The following is a 14641-nucleotide window of genomic DNA, read 5'->3' as shown; positions in this document are numbered from 1 at the left end:
TAGGACGCTTTTTGATGCAGCGCTATAACTGGCAAAGGCCGCATCAATTCAACAGCGGGCTGGCGCCCGCTGTTGCTGAAGAAAAACTTAAAACCGTGTCCGGGATTAGTTGACCACTACACAGCCCGGCACTGAATCAGCGCCCCATCATAGAGCCATAGAAATATTTTGCAAAGAATCGAAACAAGCAGGGGCCTGCGCACAAAGGCTTAGCCAGTTGAGCCACGCGGGTGATTAGTGATGCTCTGGCCATTCGGCAAAGTGGTCGGCGATCGGCTCAAGTCGAACTCAATACACTTGCATTGAGCATCACCTCGCTAGCGTTCAAACGTCTTATCGTTTGCTGGCAAGTGACGCTGCCGGGTGCATTGATGAATTTATGAGACTCGGCTCCCGCGGTAAGACTGCATCAGCGCACTCGGGTTGCGCCGATGCAGGTACAGCACCGACAACTCAAACTACATCTGTGCGCCAAGCTGCCACGGCACAAACTCGTGATCACCCAGACCATTGAGCTCGCTTTTGGTTTGCTCTCCAGACGCTACCGCGATGATCAGATCCAGAATTTGACGACCCTTATCCTCAAGCGATACTTGTTCACTGATGATATCGCCGCAGTCGATATCCATGTCCTCTTCCATCTTGAGGTACATGTCGGTGTTGGTGGCTAATTTGATGGAGGGCGCCGGTTTATAACCAAACACAGAGCCTCGCCCTGTGGTGAAGCAAATCACGTTGGATCCCGAAGCGACCTGTCCGGTAATTGCACACGGGTCATAGCCGGGGCCATCCATGAACACAAAACCCTTGGCTGTAATTTTTTCGGAGTAGTTATAAACACCGTTCAAGGGGCTGGTGCCGGCTTTAGCAATGGCGCCGAGGGATTTTTCGAAGATAGTCGTTAAACCACCGAGCTTGTTTCCAGGCGTTGGATTGTTGTCCATCTCCCCGCCGTTTTTAGCCGCGTAATTTTCCCACCAGTGAATCAGGCTAACGAGCTTCTCACCTACTTCACGACTTGCCGCCCGACGGGTCAGGAGATGCTCAGCCCCATAAACTTCGGGGGTTTCGGATAACACCACAGTACCGCCGGCGGCGACCAACATATCGGCGGCTACCCCAAGCGCAGGGTTGGCCGTGATTCCGGAATAACCATCCGAACCACCGCATTGCAGAGCAACCGTCAGGTGGGCGATAGGTACGTCGGTACGCTGGCAAGCAGCGGCAGCAGGCAACATGGACTCGATTATGGATGCACCGGCCTCCACGGTCTTACGCGTTCCCCCCTCATCCTGAATGATCAGTTTGCGAAAGCTCTGATTTTCCGTCAGGCCCGCTTCGTCCATTAAGCGAGATATTTGCATCACTTCGCAGCCGAGACCAACAATCAAAACGGCGGCAAAATTAGGGTGACTTGCATAGCCGACCAGGGTTCGCTGGAGATTTTGATAGCCTTCACCATCAGACTTAATGCAACAGCCAGCGCCATGAATCAGCGGCACGACACCATCGACATTGGGGTACTTTTCCAACAAGCCACTCTTACTTATCTTATCTGCGATCAGGCGGGCGACTGTCGCTGAACAATTGACGCTGGTGATAATGCCAATAAAGTTTCGCGTGCCTACCTCTCCGCTCTCACGCAGAAAGCCCTTGAAGGTGCGCTCCTCAGTTACCGGGCGTGTATGCGCCCCAGTAAGGCCGCTACCAAACGCGTAATCACGATCGAAATCTTCAACCGCACAGTTATGAGTGTGGACATGGTCGCCAGGCTCGATATCCATCGAGGCGAACCCGATAACCTGGGCATATTTAACGACTGCGGCACCTTTCTTGATAGGCGCGATTGCCACTTTGTGCCCGCGTGGAACATTGACATTGGCGACCAGATGACCGCTTGAAAGCCTTGAGTCTCGGGGAATATCCTCAAGGGCTAACACGACGTTGTCATTGTCGTTAAGTAGCGCCGTTTTTTTTACATTACTGTTAATCATGCCAACCTCACGCGTCGAGACATTGCCCGAGCGGCTCAACACTCGGTCTTAGTCCTGGCTTGCGTTGCGTTAATGCGCAACGCGAGCCACTGGAGTGTGACCGACTCCTCCAAAAACAGAGGGTCGGCGCTATACCAAATCTGGCGATTTCATTGCACCGGCAACCAGCGGATTAGTCGCCTTGTACAACGGCCTGACGCTGCTCGCCCAAGCACTCAATTCCCAGCTCAATCCTGTCACCCGGTTTCAGGTAAACCGGCGGTTTCATGCCGAGCCCAACACCTGGCGGCGTCCCCGTTGAGATGACATCACCAGGATGCAGTGTCATGAACTGACTGAGGTGGGAAACAATTGTGGCCACATCGAAAACCATCGTGCGGGTACTCCCGTTCTGACGGCGCTCACCATTTACTTCCAGCCACATGTCGAGCTGCTGCGGATCAACGATTTCGTCCCGTGTGACAAGCCAAGGCCCGAGTGGGCCGAAAGTGTCAGCCGATTTACCTTTAGTCCACTGACCACTGCGCTCGGTTTGAAATTCACGCTCAGAAACATCATTAACCACGCAGTAACCAGCTACATGCTCCAGCGCTTTTTCTTTGCTGACATATTTGGCGACCTTGCCAATCACTACCCCAAGCTCAACTTCCCAATCGGTTTTTACGGAGTTACGGGGGATTTCAACATTGTCATTCGGGCCACATACTGCGCTTGTCGCCTTCATAAATATGACAGGCTCATTTGGAACTTCTAAGCCAGCTTCAGCAGCGTGATCGGAATAATTAAGGCCAATGCAAATAAACTTGCCAATACCCGCCACACACGCACCCAGGCGCCCTGGATTACTGACCAGGGGAAGAGAGTTAAGGTCTAGTGAGGCTAACCGCTGAAGAGTTTCTGGTAATAATGCGCTACCCGAAATATCAGTAACAATGCCACTCAGATCACGGATATTGCCGTCCTGATCAACAATACCCGGCAATTCCTGACCCTTCTCGCCGTAACGTAACAACTTCATAACTATCTCCTAACTAAATATAAAATTAATTGAGCCAACCGCCATCGATCACATGAGCTTGGCCAGTGGTGTACGCAGAAGCATCACTGGCCAGATAAAGTGCCAACTGTGCAATTTCTTCTGGGAGCCCAAGACGCCCCATCGGCTGACGCGCCAAGAAGTCGGCTCGAGCCTTAGCGTAGTCACCAGAGGCTTGCATTCGCCCTTCAAGCGACGGAGATTCAACAGTTCCCGGGCAAATCGCATTACAACGAATACCCTGCTTAACAAAGTCAGCTGCTACAGACTTGGTGAGACCTATCACTGCAGCCTTCGTCGCACCATATACACAGCGAACGGGTACCCCTTTGAGGCTACCGGCGACTGACGCCATGTTGATAATTGAGCCTGTCCCCTGCTCAAGCATGCCGGGTAGAACGCAACGAATAAGGCGGAACATTGCCGTGACATTGAGCCCAAAAGAAAAGCTCCAGTCCTGATCAGATACCTCAAGGATGTTGCCGTGGTGCACGAAACCGGCGCAGTTGAACAGAACATCCACTGTGCCTATTTCCTTGGCCAGAGCTTCGATGGCACTGGCATCTGTCACATCGAGAACACGTGTTTCTACGCTGTTTAAACCATCAAAAGCTTTAAGCGTTTGTGGGTTTATATCGACCGCGATCACGCGAGCGCCCTCAGCGGCGAACAACTCGACTGAAGCTCGGCCAATACCCTGTCCGGCAGCAGTAACAAGCGCTGTTTTACCCATTAATCTCTGCATCAGTACTCTCCTCTGCATTTTATTATGAAGTTGTTTTAACCAAGGCTAAGTAACAGCAACTACACACTATGTACGTTGTAACTTTTACCGCTACGGCAACTGCGGCTCTTGCAACCACTCAACCAACATCGAACTTCATTCCACCTGAGTAACCTGAACCAAGGGACATAAAAGTCCGATCTCAAGATTTGTTACTGTATAAACTTTAAACCGGTTTAAATTTCAGATAAAAATCTCATCTAAATTCATTTCGTTGCCACCTCACGCATAGCGCTCATTGATGACACACTGACGCTTCTGAGACTTCATGCTCTTTCAATTTTTCAAAGTCGAAAACGACACCTATACCCGGCAGGTCAGAGGCGATAGCACGATAGTTATCCACAACCAGGGGTCGCGTCGTGTATTCGTCTATGGGGAAGCTATGTACCTCCAGCCAGCCCGCGTTTGGCTGAGCAGACAATAGGCCAACATGCAGCTCTTGCATGCCATGCGTACAAACTTCCAGCCCATAGCGTCTTGATAGCTCTGCGACGCGGAGCCATCCGGTAATACCACCGCAGTTAGAAGCGTCAGGTTGTATGTAGGTGAGCTTCGCCTGTTCGAAGGCATAACCAAATTCATGCAGCGTATGGAGGTTCTCGCCCATCGCCAAAGCAACACCTGTAGCCTCAGCTATGCGGCCATAACCTTGATAATCATCGGGCAAGATAGGTTCTTCAAACCACATAATATTGAAGGCTTTAAATGCATTCGCTGCGTCGATCGCCTGCTCGACAGACATCGAGTAATTGGCATCCACCATAAAGGTAGTGTTCTCTCCGATGAGCTCTCGAACAGCGGCAACGCGCTGCACATCCTCAGCCAATGTCGGGCGGCCCACTTTGATCTTGACCCCATTGAAACCGCGATCCAGGAAACCTTGAACGTTCTCTAATAGTTTTTCTTTCGAGAAATTAAGATCAATTCCACCGCAATACGCTCGCGTTGAATTAGAGGCTCCCCCTGCCAGTTGCCACAGGGCTTTACCTGTGCTCTTGCCGCGAATATCCCACAAAGCAATGTCTACTGCAGATGCAGCAAAGGCAGCAATTCCACCACGACCGACATAATGCAGATGCCATTCGATAAAGTCGTAAATAGCTTCAATATCCTGGCCGTCACGTCCAATTATGACTGGGGCCAAATCATGTTTGATCATGGCATGAATGGCGCGACCACCTTTACCACCGGTATAAGTATACCCTGTGCCCTCTAAACCATTTTTAAGTTTTAACGTAACGGTGACTAACTCAAAGTGCGTGTGATCACCATGTTTTGCATCTGACAAAACTTCAGAAAGTGGCACGGCAAATAGCCGCACATCAACACTGACTATGCTTGATGATTTCATCAAAGACGTCCTTAAAAATTACAATCAAAAGCCGCGACAGACCAGCACAAGACCATTATTAATGCCCGGCTAAAACCAGAGCGTCACGCTTGAATACGTACTATTACCGATATATCAGAGTGGGTAGCCACATTGATATTTCAGGGATAAAGGTAACCAGCATCAATACAACGAAGAGTGGAATAATAAATGGCATTGTTGAAGCAGCGCAGGTTTCAAAGGGCACACCCGAAACGCGAGACAATACATAAAGCACTAAACCAACAGGTGGGGTAAGCAATCCGATCATCAAGTTCAGAACCATCACCACACCAAAGTGCACAGGATCGATACCCAGGTTTGTGACGATTGGCAATAACACTGGAACAAGAATGGTGATAGCCGCGATGGTCTCCATAAAGCAACCAACCACAAACAACAACAGGGTGATCATTAGCAATATGAGAACTGGATTATCAGTAATACTTAACACCCACGCCGCAAAGTCCTCTGTAATTCGACTGCTGGTGAGAATCCACGAAAATATTGCCGCCCCTGCAATAATCATCAAGATAATGCCAGTGGTTTCAATTGTTTCCATCGACACCTTAATGAGTTTGCGCCAGCTCAGTGTTCGGTAAACAAATGCACCTAAAATCAGGGCATAGGCAACGGCTGCAATCGCCGCTTCTGTCGCGGTGAAAATACCAAACAGAATACCGCCAACAATTATCGCGGGGGTCATCAACGATAAAAATGCATGCCTGAAAGTCAGCCCTATATTCGAGATTGAAAAAGTGGCGTCACGCGGGTAATTACGCTTCTTGGCATACCACGCCACCATCAACATCAATGCCAGCGCCATTAACAGGCCTGGAATAAACCCAGCGGCGAATAGCTGCCCTATTGAGGCAGAAGCCATAACCCCATAGATCACCATCGGGAGACTTGGCGGAATGATTGGACCAATCGTCGAAGACGCTGCTGTCACCCCCACAGAGAAGCCAGGATCGTATCCAGCGTTACGCATCGCCTTAATCTCGATGGCTCCCAAACCACCCGCATCCGCTACTGCTGCACCCGACATGCCGGCGAAAATAACCGACGCACCAACGTTTACATGCCCCAACCCACCTCTCATCCACCCAACCAGCGCTTTGGCGAAATCAAAAATACGATTGGTAATACCCGCAGAATTCATGAGACTTCCGGCGAGAATGAAGAAAGGGATGGATAACAACGGAAAACTGTCAACGCCGCCGACCATGCGGTGCAGAACAACAAAATCCGGTATCCGACCCTCAACAACAATGGCCAGCAAAGAAGAACCTGCGAGTGCAATCATTACTGGACAGCCAATCACCAGCAAAATAGCCAGCGTGCCAAACAGAACTGCAAGTACCATGGTAAATGCCCTCTTGAACCCGAGTGTTTCCAGGTTTATTAACTATTGTTCTTAGAAATCAACTGGCGCTTAATTACGGCGCACGCGTATCCATAAGTGCTGCAGGCTGCGTAAAACCATAATCACAAGGCTGAACAAAATCACACCGTATAAGTAACTCACCGGTACCGGAACGGATGTCATTGTTTGATGGCCCATCATCGGCAGTATCTTGTACGCCGACCATGCCAAGACCACGAAGAACAAAACTCGTATCACGTCGACCACCCAAAACAAGGCGACCGACACACGACTTGGCAAATACCGGTGGAATAACTCGATGAAGATATGGCTGTTACGCCTAACACCGATAATTGCACCCAGGAATGTAACGCATACCAATAAGTACCGCGCAACCTCCTCAGACCACGCCAACGGTTGCCCCAGCACATAACGACTAAAGAACTGCGCAAATACCACACCGGCAAGAATCCAGAATGTACAAAAGACCAGAATGTCTTCAATACCGTAATCTCGCCAGTTGAAGGGCAAGTCTTCATCCTCAACCGCGAAAGCGTTATCCAGCAGTTTCTCGCCTACATTAAAGGGAGCATGTTCTTTATCGTTGCTATCGAGCATGTTACTGGGATGGTTTTGCAGACTGTTTGAATTTTCCATTGGCGCAAGCTCCTCCGGGGCTAGTGAATCTCTTGCAAGCGATCAAACTGCTCTTGCGTCCAAGTTGCCACAGGCCCATTAATCACAGGTAACGTGACCGCTCGAAACGGTTCGCGATCAACTTCCAGGACCTCGACGCCTTCCCCTCTGAACCAATCTACGAGTTCTGCCTCTGACTTGGCGACATCAGCACTTACCCGTTCGGCCGACTCGTGAGCCACACTGCGAAACAACTCACGGTCTTCATCTGAAAGCCGGCTCCAAAACGCCCCGCTTGCAATCAGGAGGTTCGAGCCCGTGGCATGTCCGGTCAGATCAATGTACTTCTGAACTTCATACAGTTTTTTCGCTTTGATCGTAGGCAGTGGGTTTTCCTGCGCGTCTACAACGCCTTGTTGAAGCGCTAAATACACCTCTGCAAATGCGATTGGGCTCGTATGGGCGCCAGCTGCTTCAGGGAACAACCTATATAGAGGAGCATTGGGCACACGAATCTTTAGCCCTTTCATATCATCAGGGGTATTGATCGGCTTGTTAGACGTCACATGTCGCAGACCATAATAGGCATCACCGAGGATGACATTTCCACCGGAAGCCTCGCGGTAACCTTCTGCAAACTCTTTAAACAAGTCGCTGCGGGTGTATTTCTGCCAATGATCGAAATCTCGGAACACATACGGCGCGTCCGACAGGGCAAGTGGGCCGTAGGTTTGGGCAGCGAAGCTCTGGCCCGTGTAAATGATATCGACCGTCCCCAAGGTTAATCCCTGATTCAGATCGGCTTCTTTGCCCAACGTAGAGGCAGGAAATACCTCAACTTCAAAACGGCCATTGGAACGCTTGTTAATTTCTTCTGCAGCCCACTCAGACCACTTATGGTATGGCTCAGATGGCTCGTACACGTGCGCCCAACGCACTTTTTCACCGGCTTCAGCAAGACCTGAAGCTGTCGCGGCAACCACCATTAACGCTGGGATAAGGCATTTCTGTATTTTCATCAGGCTCTCCATTTTTGTATTTGTTAGCTCGCCCTACACGACAGTTTTCAACCTCACGGCTTGAACGCCGCCACATATTCTCTCGCCTGTCGTATCGATGCATTCCGGCTGCTGCGGCAAAATTTAAACCGGTTCAATAAGACAATACCCCAACAAAAGCCGCGCATCAACCGTAATTTAAACCGGTTTAAATTTATGATGGAATGCTGCCTGCGTTGACCTTCCCGCGCTCACAGAATGAAAGGTGGGCTCTGTAGCTCCCCGCCGCTCTCCGTCGCACCACACGACCTGCGCACGACCAGTTCCGGCTCAAATAATTTTGACTCGGGCGGATGCGTAGGATCCGCTAATCGTCTCAATAACATTTCGGCAGCAGCCAGCCCAATCGGGCCTTTTTGCACCCGTACAGTGGTCAATTGAATGTAAGAACGCGCACCCTCTTCGATGTCGTCACAACCGACGACAGCAATATCCCGCCCTGGGATAACACCGGCCTCAAGCAATCCCGACATCGCGCCAAGTGCTACCTGATCGGAGTAGCCGACAATTGCACTGGGGGGCTGATCAAGCTTCAACAGCGATCTGGCCGCCACGGCACCTGCCGCCGGGCTATTCTCGCAGTCTATGACCAGCTCATTCGGCACTGCGAGTCCAGCTTCCGACATCGCCAGGAAAAAGCCTTCCCTTCGTTGCTGAGCGGCAAGCGCCAACTGATTGCCGCCCAATATTGCAATGCGCTTATGCCCCAGCTTTATAAGATGAGACGTAACCAGGCGCAGGGCCTCAATTTCGTTGTTACCCACGAAGTCGAGTCCCGCTCCTGGAATGTCACGCGTGAAAAGCACAGTGGGTAGCTTGCGCTTTATCAACGGCTGCAGGGATTCAACACTCGTACCAGCGACAGGGCAAAGAATCAGGCCATCAGCATTGTGCTCGATAAGAGCAGATATAAATTGAGCCTGCCTGTGGACTGACTCACTGGTGTTGCACAAGAAAGACATCCTTCCACGCGCACTAAGCACTGACTCAATGGCCGTACAGATAGCGGTGAAATATGGGTTCGAGATGTCATGCACGGCCAGCCCAACAGTTCGGGTCTCCCCCGTTGTTAAGCTTGCAGCTCTGCGATTGTAGACGTATCCAAGTTCATCAATCTTTTGACGTACTCGGTCCCGGGTCTTCTGCGCCACTAGCGGATTATTGTTGATCGCAAGCGACACCGTCGCCTTCGAGAGCCCCAACTCTGCTGCAATCTCTCGCAAGGTGAGTTTAGAACTCCCGGGTTCAATCTTTGACTTCATTGCACAAGAGCTCCTGCCCCTAGCTACTCTCAAAATTGGAACATTAGCCTGTCAGGGATCCAGTCTATACAAGGACGGCTGGATCAGGGGACTGGCCCTCGAAGCTAGGACACCTTAGGCAAAAACCACCTTTATACCCCCAAAAATTCAGCCCGCACAGCTCATAGCAGACAGGATTTCAGAGCATAGTAATCTGCCACCAGGAAAACCATCTATCCGCCCAGACGATCTTAACGGGCGAACCGAAGGGCTAAAAGAAGTGCAGCATGGCGAGTATACGTCACCAGCCCCGTCTGGTTACTGGCTCAGTATCGTATGAGTAGCATGCCGGAGTGGCACTATCTGAGCAGTAGCTTTAAATCTGTAACGCTGGCTGTGCGGAGGACGGACCGTTTAACAATCCAAGTTGTTGCGTTTTCGAACTCACCACTGCGCGCTGGACAGCGCTACGCAACAAGACTCATTAGGCTAGGCAGTCATTAAATTGGCTGGGGCGAAAATGCCCCAGCCGCAGTCGTATCAATAGATGCCGCTAATAACCCAGTAACCTCGGCAGAGTCATGCTGAGGGCTGGAACGTAGGCGATGACCAGCGTCACGGTGGTCAGAATCGCTACAAATGGCAGTGCCTTGTGTGAGATTTCTTCAATCGCAGTCCCCGAGATACCGGAGGCTATGAATAGATTCTCCCCCATCGGTGGCGTCATGAAGCCAATGCTCAAGCAGCAGATCAGCACGATACCGAAGTGCACAGGGTCGATGCCAAGGCTGTAGGTTATTGGCAGGATGACCGGGGTTAAGATCATGATCGCGGCCAATGTTTCCATGAACATGCCGACGAACAACAAGAACCCAATAATTAATATCCAGATCAAGTAGATGTTATCAGTCAGGCTGAGCATGCCGTCAGCAACAATCGCTGGAATTTGGTTCTCCACCAACAGCCGGCCAAACACTGTGGCAGTAAAGAGAATGACCAATACCCGCCCCGTGATCCAAGTTGTGGTTTCCAACGCTTGAAACAGCTCCTTGAAATGCAATTCCTTGTGGATGAAAAGGCCGACAAACAGGGTATAAAAAATAGCCACAATCGCGGATTCAGTGGGCGTGAAGAGCCCCGTATAAATGCCACCCAGAATCACAAAGGGGGCAAGAATTGACCAAAACCCATTGCGTGCAGCTGTGCGAATTTTCTCGGTGGACCAACCCTCTCCATTGCCTGTGTAACCCATTTTTTTACACCGCAGGTAATTCATCACCAGCAGGCCGCCCGCCAACATCAACCCTGGCACTACCCCGGCGATGAACAGCTTGGGGATCGAGACTGAGCCGAATTCGCCGTACTTGGCTACCGCAGCCGAAGATGGCAGTAGTCCCATCGCTGAAATGCCAAAAATCACCATTGGAATAGACGGCGGGATGATGATGCCCAGGCCGCCAGATGATGCCGTGATAGCCGATGCATAGCCTTTGGCATAGCCACGCTTGACCATGGCCGGAATCATCAACATGCCGACCGCAGCGGTGGTCGCGGGGCCCGAGCCGGATATGGCACCAAAAAACAGGCACGCCATCACTGCCGCGGCAGAAATCCCGCCGGTGATCGGCCCGGCAAAACTCTCAGCCAAAGTGACTAAGCGTTTAGAAATACCGGCAGCCTCCATCAATGCTCCAGCAAGGATAAAAGCGGGTAATGCCATCAGCGGGAAAGACCCCACCGAAGTGAATGCTATTTGTACCAGTTTGATCGGGTTGTCACCCAAGTAGAGAAAGGTTGCCAGCGCTGAAACGCCCAGCGATACGCTGATTGGCGTGCCGATCAATAGCAGCAATAGAAAAGAGCCAAAAAGGATATAAACAACAGTGGTATCAACCATGGCTCAGCTCCTTTTGTCCGCTGCTGCTGGCGGCAGATTGCTGAATGATTTTGTCCAACTCGGTGGTTTCCGGATCGCGGATGTCGACCCCTTTGACTAGCCGGTAATAGTTCACCTGAATAATGCGTAACGTCATCAGGGAAAACGCGATGGGCAAAATGAGATACAGGTATTTCATCGGTATCCCCAGTGTCTGGGACTTCCAGAAAAGGTTTGCCTTCATGAAAAAGGTCACACTGAGATAGACGAAGTAGCTGTTGAACGCGACCCAGATGAGATCTGATAACACCTCTAGAGCCGTAGCTACTTTCTTCGGCAGGAATTTGAACTGGAATGTAACGCGGTTGTGGGCAGCCAGTTTGGCGGCGTAGCTCGCACCAAAAAACGCAAACCATACGAACATGTAAGTCACCAACTCCTCTGTCCATGACAGTGAGTGATTGAACAGGTTGCGGCTGAGTATCTGGGCGAACAGGAGGACTACAAATAGCGCCAACAATGTACGGCAAATGTAGTTTTCTAAATTATCGATGAACTTGTACAGGAGCTTTGCCGGTTTCATGATGCACCTCTCGAAGCTGCGCCTCCCCAAGCGGGAATCACTTCATCGCATAGAACAACGTGCCATCCTTAGCAGGTCATTGACACACACCCAGGTGCGGGCGATTGCATCGCCCACACCGCGAGAGCGCTGCGCCGCCTGGACGCAGTGAGTAGGATTAAGGGTCAGATTTGCTCGCGGCCGAGGGCCTGAAGCACCTCATTAACCTGATCTTTACCGCCGACACTGTCGTAATATTTGGGCCAGACTTTCTCGGTGGCTATTTTGATCCACTCGGCTTCATCCAACTCATCTATTTCCATGCCGCGCTCTTTCAGGTTCTCAAGTGCCAGCGCTTCCTGCTCTTTGAGGAAACGCTCGCTGGCCAACGTGGCAGCTTTACCGGCTTCGATGATTGCTTGTTGGACTTCTGGAGATTGCTCTTGGAAAAGCGACTCCGACATGATGATCGGCTCGATCAGGAAGTTGTAATGAATCGGCGTCAGGTACTTCTGTACCTCGTAAAACCTGGCTGAGTTGATGTCGATAATCGACAGGTCTTGTCCATCGACAACCTTCAACTGCAGAGCCGTGAAAACTTCAGACCACGACATAGGCGTAGGGTTTACGCCCCAGGCCTTGTAGGTGTCGATCATGATTTCATTTTTCGGTACGCGAACCACTAGGCCTTGCAGGTCTGCCAGGCTCTTGACTGGCCTCTTGGAGTTGGTGAAAACACGGAATCCCGAGAATGTCCAACCGACAATACGCGTACCCGAATCGCGCACCGTATTTTCAACCAGCTTCTCAGCGGCCGCACTTTGCGTGAGCGTTACGGCATCCTCAACGCTTTGCACTACATACGGCAGGGTAAAGACACCGAGCGTAGGCGAGAATGGGGTTATGTTGTTTATCGCGACAACGGAGAAGTCCAGCAGGCCCATGCTGACATCATTGATGGTGTCTTCTTCGGAGCCCAGTTGGCTGTTTAGAAACAACTTGGCGTCGTACTGCCCGTTGGTTTTCTCTTTGAGTTCTTTAACGAAAACCTTGGTCATGGCTTCTTGCGAGCCTCCCGCACTGCCACCCAAAGAAATTCTAAAGGTGGTTTGAGCCATGAGACTGGGAGAAGACAGCGCAAACGCGCAAGCCATAATCAGTGCCGATGCTTTGGTTTTGAAAGTGAGCTTCATGATATATGCCCGCCCTGTAAAGATTATTATTAACGTGAGCTGGTTAGCACGCCTTGAGGCTTTTAGTGCGACTGCCAATAAATGACATGCGTTTCGGTGTACTCATAAAATCCATGCTTACCGTCGGCACCACCAATTCCCGACTTGCGATTGCCCGCATGGAAGCCTTGCATGGCTTCAAAGTGCTCACGGTTCACATAAGTTTCGCCGAATTTAAGCAAGCGGCATGCCTTCATAATCTCATCAGCGTCCTGCGAGAAGATTGATGATGTCAGCCCGTACTCGGAGTCATTCGCATAGGCCAGGGCCTGATCGAGGCTGTCCACAATCATGACCGGCAAAACCGGGCCAAAAATCTCTTTTTGCATGATCGCTTGCGTGTTGTCATCCACAACCATAACGGTCGGCAGGTAGTGAAAACCCTCTGTGTTCTTGGCGACTGATCCACCGCACAGAATTTGTGCACCCTGCTCTTTGGCTGCCTCAACCATGGCCGCAACCTTGTCCAGGCCTTGTTTGTTAACCAGCGGCCCCATTGAGATATCCTGATCAGCCAGTGGATCGCCGAACCGAGTTTCGCTCATTGCCTGGGTCAACTTTTGCAAAAACTCGTCCGCAACGGATCGCTCCACATACACGCGTTCAGCGCAGTTGCAGGCCTGCCCGGTGTTGATGGTGCGGGAGTCGCGAATAGCTTTGGCGGCGAGGTCGATGTTGGCTTTGCTGGTAACGATTGCCGGAGCTTTGCCGCCCAGTTCCAGGTTGACCTTGGTGATGTTTTTGGCGCACGCCTGCATGATGCGCTTGCCTGTTTCGACGCTGCCGGTAAAGCTGACCATGCCCACGTCGGGGTTGTCGCATAAAGCAGCGCCGGTAGCGCCGCTGCCAAATACCAGGTTGAACACGCCAGCGGGGAGATCTGTTTCGGCCACGAGCTTGGCAAACTCATAAGCATTGTTTGGCGTTTCTTCACTCGGCTTGATGACGATGCAGTTGCCTGTTACCAGCGCTGGGCCCAGCTTGCGAGCGATCAGCAGCAGCGGGAAGTTCCACGGCAATATCCCACCAATCACACCAATAGGCTTACGCTGCAGCATGATGGTTTCATTGACACGGTCGCTCGTGATGACCTCACCTTCGATTCGGCGTGCCCATTCAGCCATGTAATCAAGATAATCCGCGGTAAAACTCACTTCGGTCTCTGCCAATGGCAGTACCTTGCCCTGCTCTGCACTGATCACACGCGCGAAATGATCTTTACGCTCACGCAACTTGGTAGCGATCTGGCGAAGGTACTGAGCACGCTCAATGGCAGGCTTGGCGGCCCACTCGGTTTGTGCCGACTTGGCCGCTGCAACGGCGGTGTTGATAACGTCTGCGCTGCTGTTGGGGATGACCGAAAGGGAAGCGCCGTTCGCCGGATTGATAACCTCGATAGTGGCATCGCAAGGCGTATCGATAAACGCGCCGTTAATATAATTCTTATGCATTGCATTAGTAGTCATGGCGTTACCCTCGTTTAT

The 14641-nt window shown here is 51.3% G+C and carries 12 protein-coding genes; all 12 read right to left on the bottom strand.

Annotation, left to right across the window (positions count from 1 at the left end; all coding sequences use genetic code 11):
• Positions 1–458 precede the first annotated feature (458 nt).
• The 12 genes from FEZ62_RS02370 to aldA all read right to left on the bottom strand — a co-directional run bounded on the left by FEZ62_RS02370 (position 459) and on the right by aldA (position 14623).
• Positions 459–1994: an altronate dehydratase family protein gene (locus FEZ62_RS02370; RefSeq protein ID WP_172926685.1), complete on the bottom strand. Its 1536-nt coding sequence runs from the start codon at positions 1992–1994 to the stop codon at positions 459–461.
• Between the two features lie 172 nt (positions 1995–2166).
• Complete coding sequence (locus FEZ62_RS02365; RefSeq protein ID WP_172926684.1) at positions 2167–3012, bottom strand: fumarylacetoacetate hydrolase family protein; 846 nt, start codon at positions 3010–3012, stop codon at positions 2167–2169.
• Positions 3013–3037: 25 nt separating this feature from the next.
• On the bottom strand, positions 3038–3775 hold the full coding sequence (locus FEZ62_RS02360) for an SDR family oxidoreductase (RefSeq protein WP_201970321.1): 738 nt from the start codon (positions 3773–3775) through the stop codon (positions 3038–3040).
• Between the two features lie 274 nt (positions 3776–4049).
• Positions 4050–5168, bottom strand: a complete 1119-nt coding sequence (locus FEZ62_RS02355) for a mandelate racemase/muconate lactonizing enzyme family protein (RefSeq protein WP_172926683.1) — start codon at positions 5166–5168, stop codon at positions 4050–4052.
• A gap of 103 nt (positions 5169–5271) precedes the next feature.
• The gene (locus FEZ62_RS02350; RefSeq protein WP_172926682.1) at positions 5272–6552 is read right to left on the bottom strand and encodes a TRAP transporter large permease; all 1281 of its coding nucleotides are present in this window, start codon (positions 6550–6552) and stop codon (positions 5272–5274) included.
• 69 nt (positions 6553–6621) lie between these two features.
• The gene (locus FEZ62_RS02345; RefSeq protein WP_172926681.1) at positions 6622–7209 is read right to left on the bottom strand and encodes a TRAP transporter small permease; all 588 of its coding nucleotides are present in this window, start codon (positions 7207–7209) and stop codon (positions 6622–6624) included.
• Positions 7210–7229: 20 nt separating this feature from the next.
• A complete protein-coding gene (locus FEZ62_RS02340) occupies positions 7230–8207 on the bottom strand; it encodes a sialic acid TRAP transporter substrate-binding protein SiaP (RefSeq protein ID WP_201970320.1) in 978 nt (325 codons plus the stop codon).
• Between the two features lie 230 nt (positions 8208–8437).
• Positions 8438–9508, bottom strand: coding sequence for a LacI family DNA-binding transcriptional regulator (locus FEZ62_RS02335; RefSeq protein ID WP_172926679.1), 1071 nt, complete (start codon positions 9506–9508; stop codon positions 8438–8440).
• Positions 9509–10040: 532 nt separating this feature from the next.
• Positions 10041–11384 (bottom strand): TRAP transporter large permease, encoded by a 1344-nt coding sequence (locus FEZ62_RS02330; RefSeq protein WP_172926678.1) that lies wholly within the window; start codon positions 11382–11384, stop codon positions 10041–10043.
• Entirely contained in the window at positions 11377–11946 is a 570-nt protein-coding gene (locus FEZ62_RS02325) for a TRAP transporter small permease (RefSeq protein WP_172926677.1), read from the bottom strand. Before FEZ62_RS02325 ends, FEZ62_RS02330 begins: the two co-directional genes overlap by 8 nt.
• A 164-nt stretch (positions 11947–12110) precedes the next feature.
• Complete coding sequence (locus FEZ62_RS02320) at positions 12111–12983, bottom strand: TRAP transporter substrate-binding protein (RefSeq protein WP_242454862.1); 873 nt, start codon at positions 12981–12983, stop codon at positions 12111–12113.
• A gap of 197 nt (positions 12984–13180) precedes the next feature.
• Positions 13181–14623 carry an aldehyde dehydrogenase gene (gene aldA, locus FEZ62_RS02315; RefSeq protein ID WP_069901261.1) on the bottom strand — a complete coding sequence of 481 codons (1443 nt, stop codon included), beginning with the start codon at positions 14621–14623 and terminating at the stop codon, positions 13181–13183.
• Positions 14624–14641 lie beyond the last annotated feature (18 nt).

The sequence above is a fragment of the Pseudomonas sp. MS19 genome (genome assembly GCF_013277615.1).
Lineage (GTDB): Bacteria > Pseudomonadota > Gammaproteobacteria > Pseudomonadales > Pseudomonadaceae > Aquipseudomonas > Aquipseudomonas marincola.
The sequence above is the reverse complement of the archived record's forward strand: the minus strand, read 5'-3'. Positions and strand labels throughout refer to the sequence as shown.

What these genes read in the sequence shown, in the direction of transcription:
- FEZ62_RS02370 (WP_172926685.1), bottom strand. Translation starts at nt 1,994, where the DNA reads ATGATTAACAGTAATGTAAAAAAAACGGCGCTACTTAACGACAATGAC.
- FEZ62_RS02365 (WP_172926684.1), bottom strand. Translation starts at nt 3,012, where the DNA reads ATGAAGTTGTTACGTTACGGCGAGAAGGGTCAGGAATTGCCGGGTATT.
- FEZ62_RS02360 (WP_201970321.1), bottom strand. Translation starts at nt 3,775, where the DNA reads ATGCAGAGATTAATGGGTAAAACAGCGCTTGTTACTGCTGCCGGACAG.
- FEZ62_RS02355 (WP_172926683.1), bottom strand. Translation starts at nt 5,168, where the DNA reads ATGAAATCATCAAGCATAGTCAGTGTTGATGTGCGGCTATTTGCCGTG.
- FEZ62_RS02350 (WP_172926682.1), bottom strand. Translation starts at nt 6,552, where the DNA reads ATGGTACTTGCAGTTCTGTTTGGCACGCTGGCTATTTTGCTGGTGATT.
- FEZ62_RS02345 (WP_172926681.1), bottom strand. Translation starts at nt 7,209, where the DNA reads ATGGAAAATTCAAACAGTCTGCAAAACCATCCCAGTAACATGCTCGAT.
- FEZ62_RS02340 (WP_201970320.1), bottom strand. Translation starts at nt 8,207, where the DNA reads ATGAAAATACAGAAATGCCTTATCCCAGCGTTAATGGTGGTTGCCGCG.
- FEZ62_RS02335 (WP_172926679.1), bottom strand. Translation starts at nt 9,508, where the DNA reads ATGAAGTCAAAGATTGAACCCGGGAGTTCTAAACTCACCTTGCGAGAG.
- FEZ62_RS02330 (WP_172926678.1), bottom strand. Translation starts at nt 11,384, where the DNA reads ATGGTTGATACCACTGTTGTTTATATCCTTTTTGGCTCTTTTCTATTG.
- FEZ62_RS02325 (WP_172926677.1), bottom strand. Translation starts at nt 11,946, where the DNA reads ATGAAACCGGCAAAGCTCCTGTACAAGTTCATCGATAATTTAGAAAAC.
- FEZ62_RS02320 (WP_242454862.1), bottom strand. Translation starts at nt 12,983, where the DNA reads ATGACCAAGGTTTTCGTTAAAGAACTCAAAGAGAAAACCAACGGGCAG.
- aldA (WP_069901261.1), bottom strand. Translation starts at nt 14,623, where the DNA reads ATGACTACTAATGCAATGCATAAGAATTATATTAACGGCGCGTTTATC.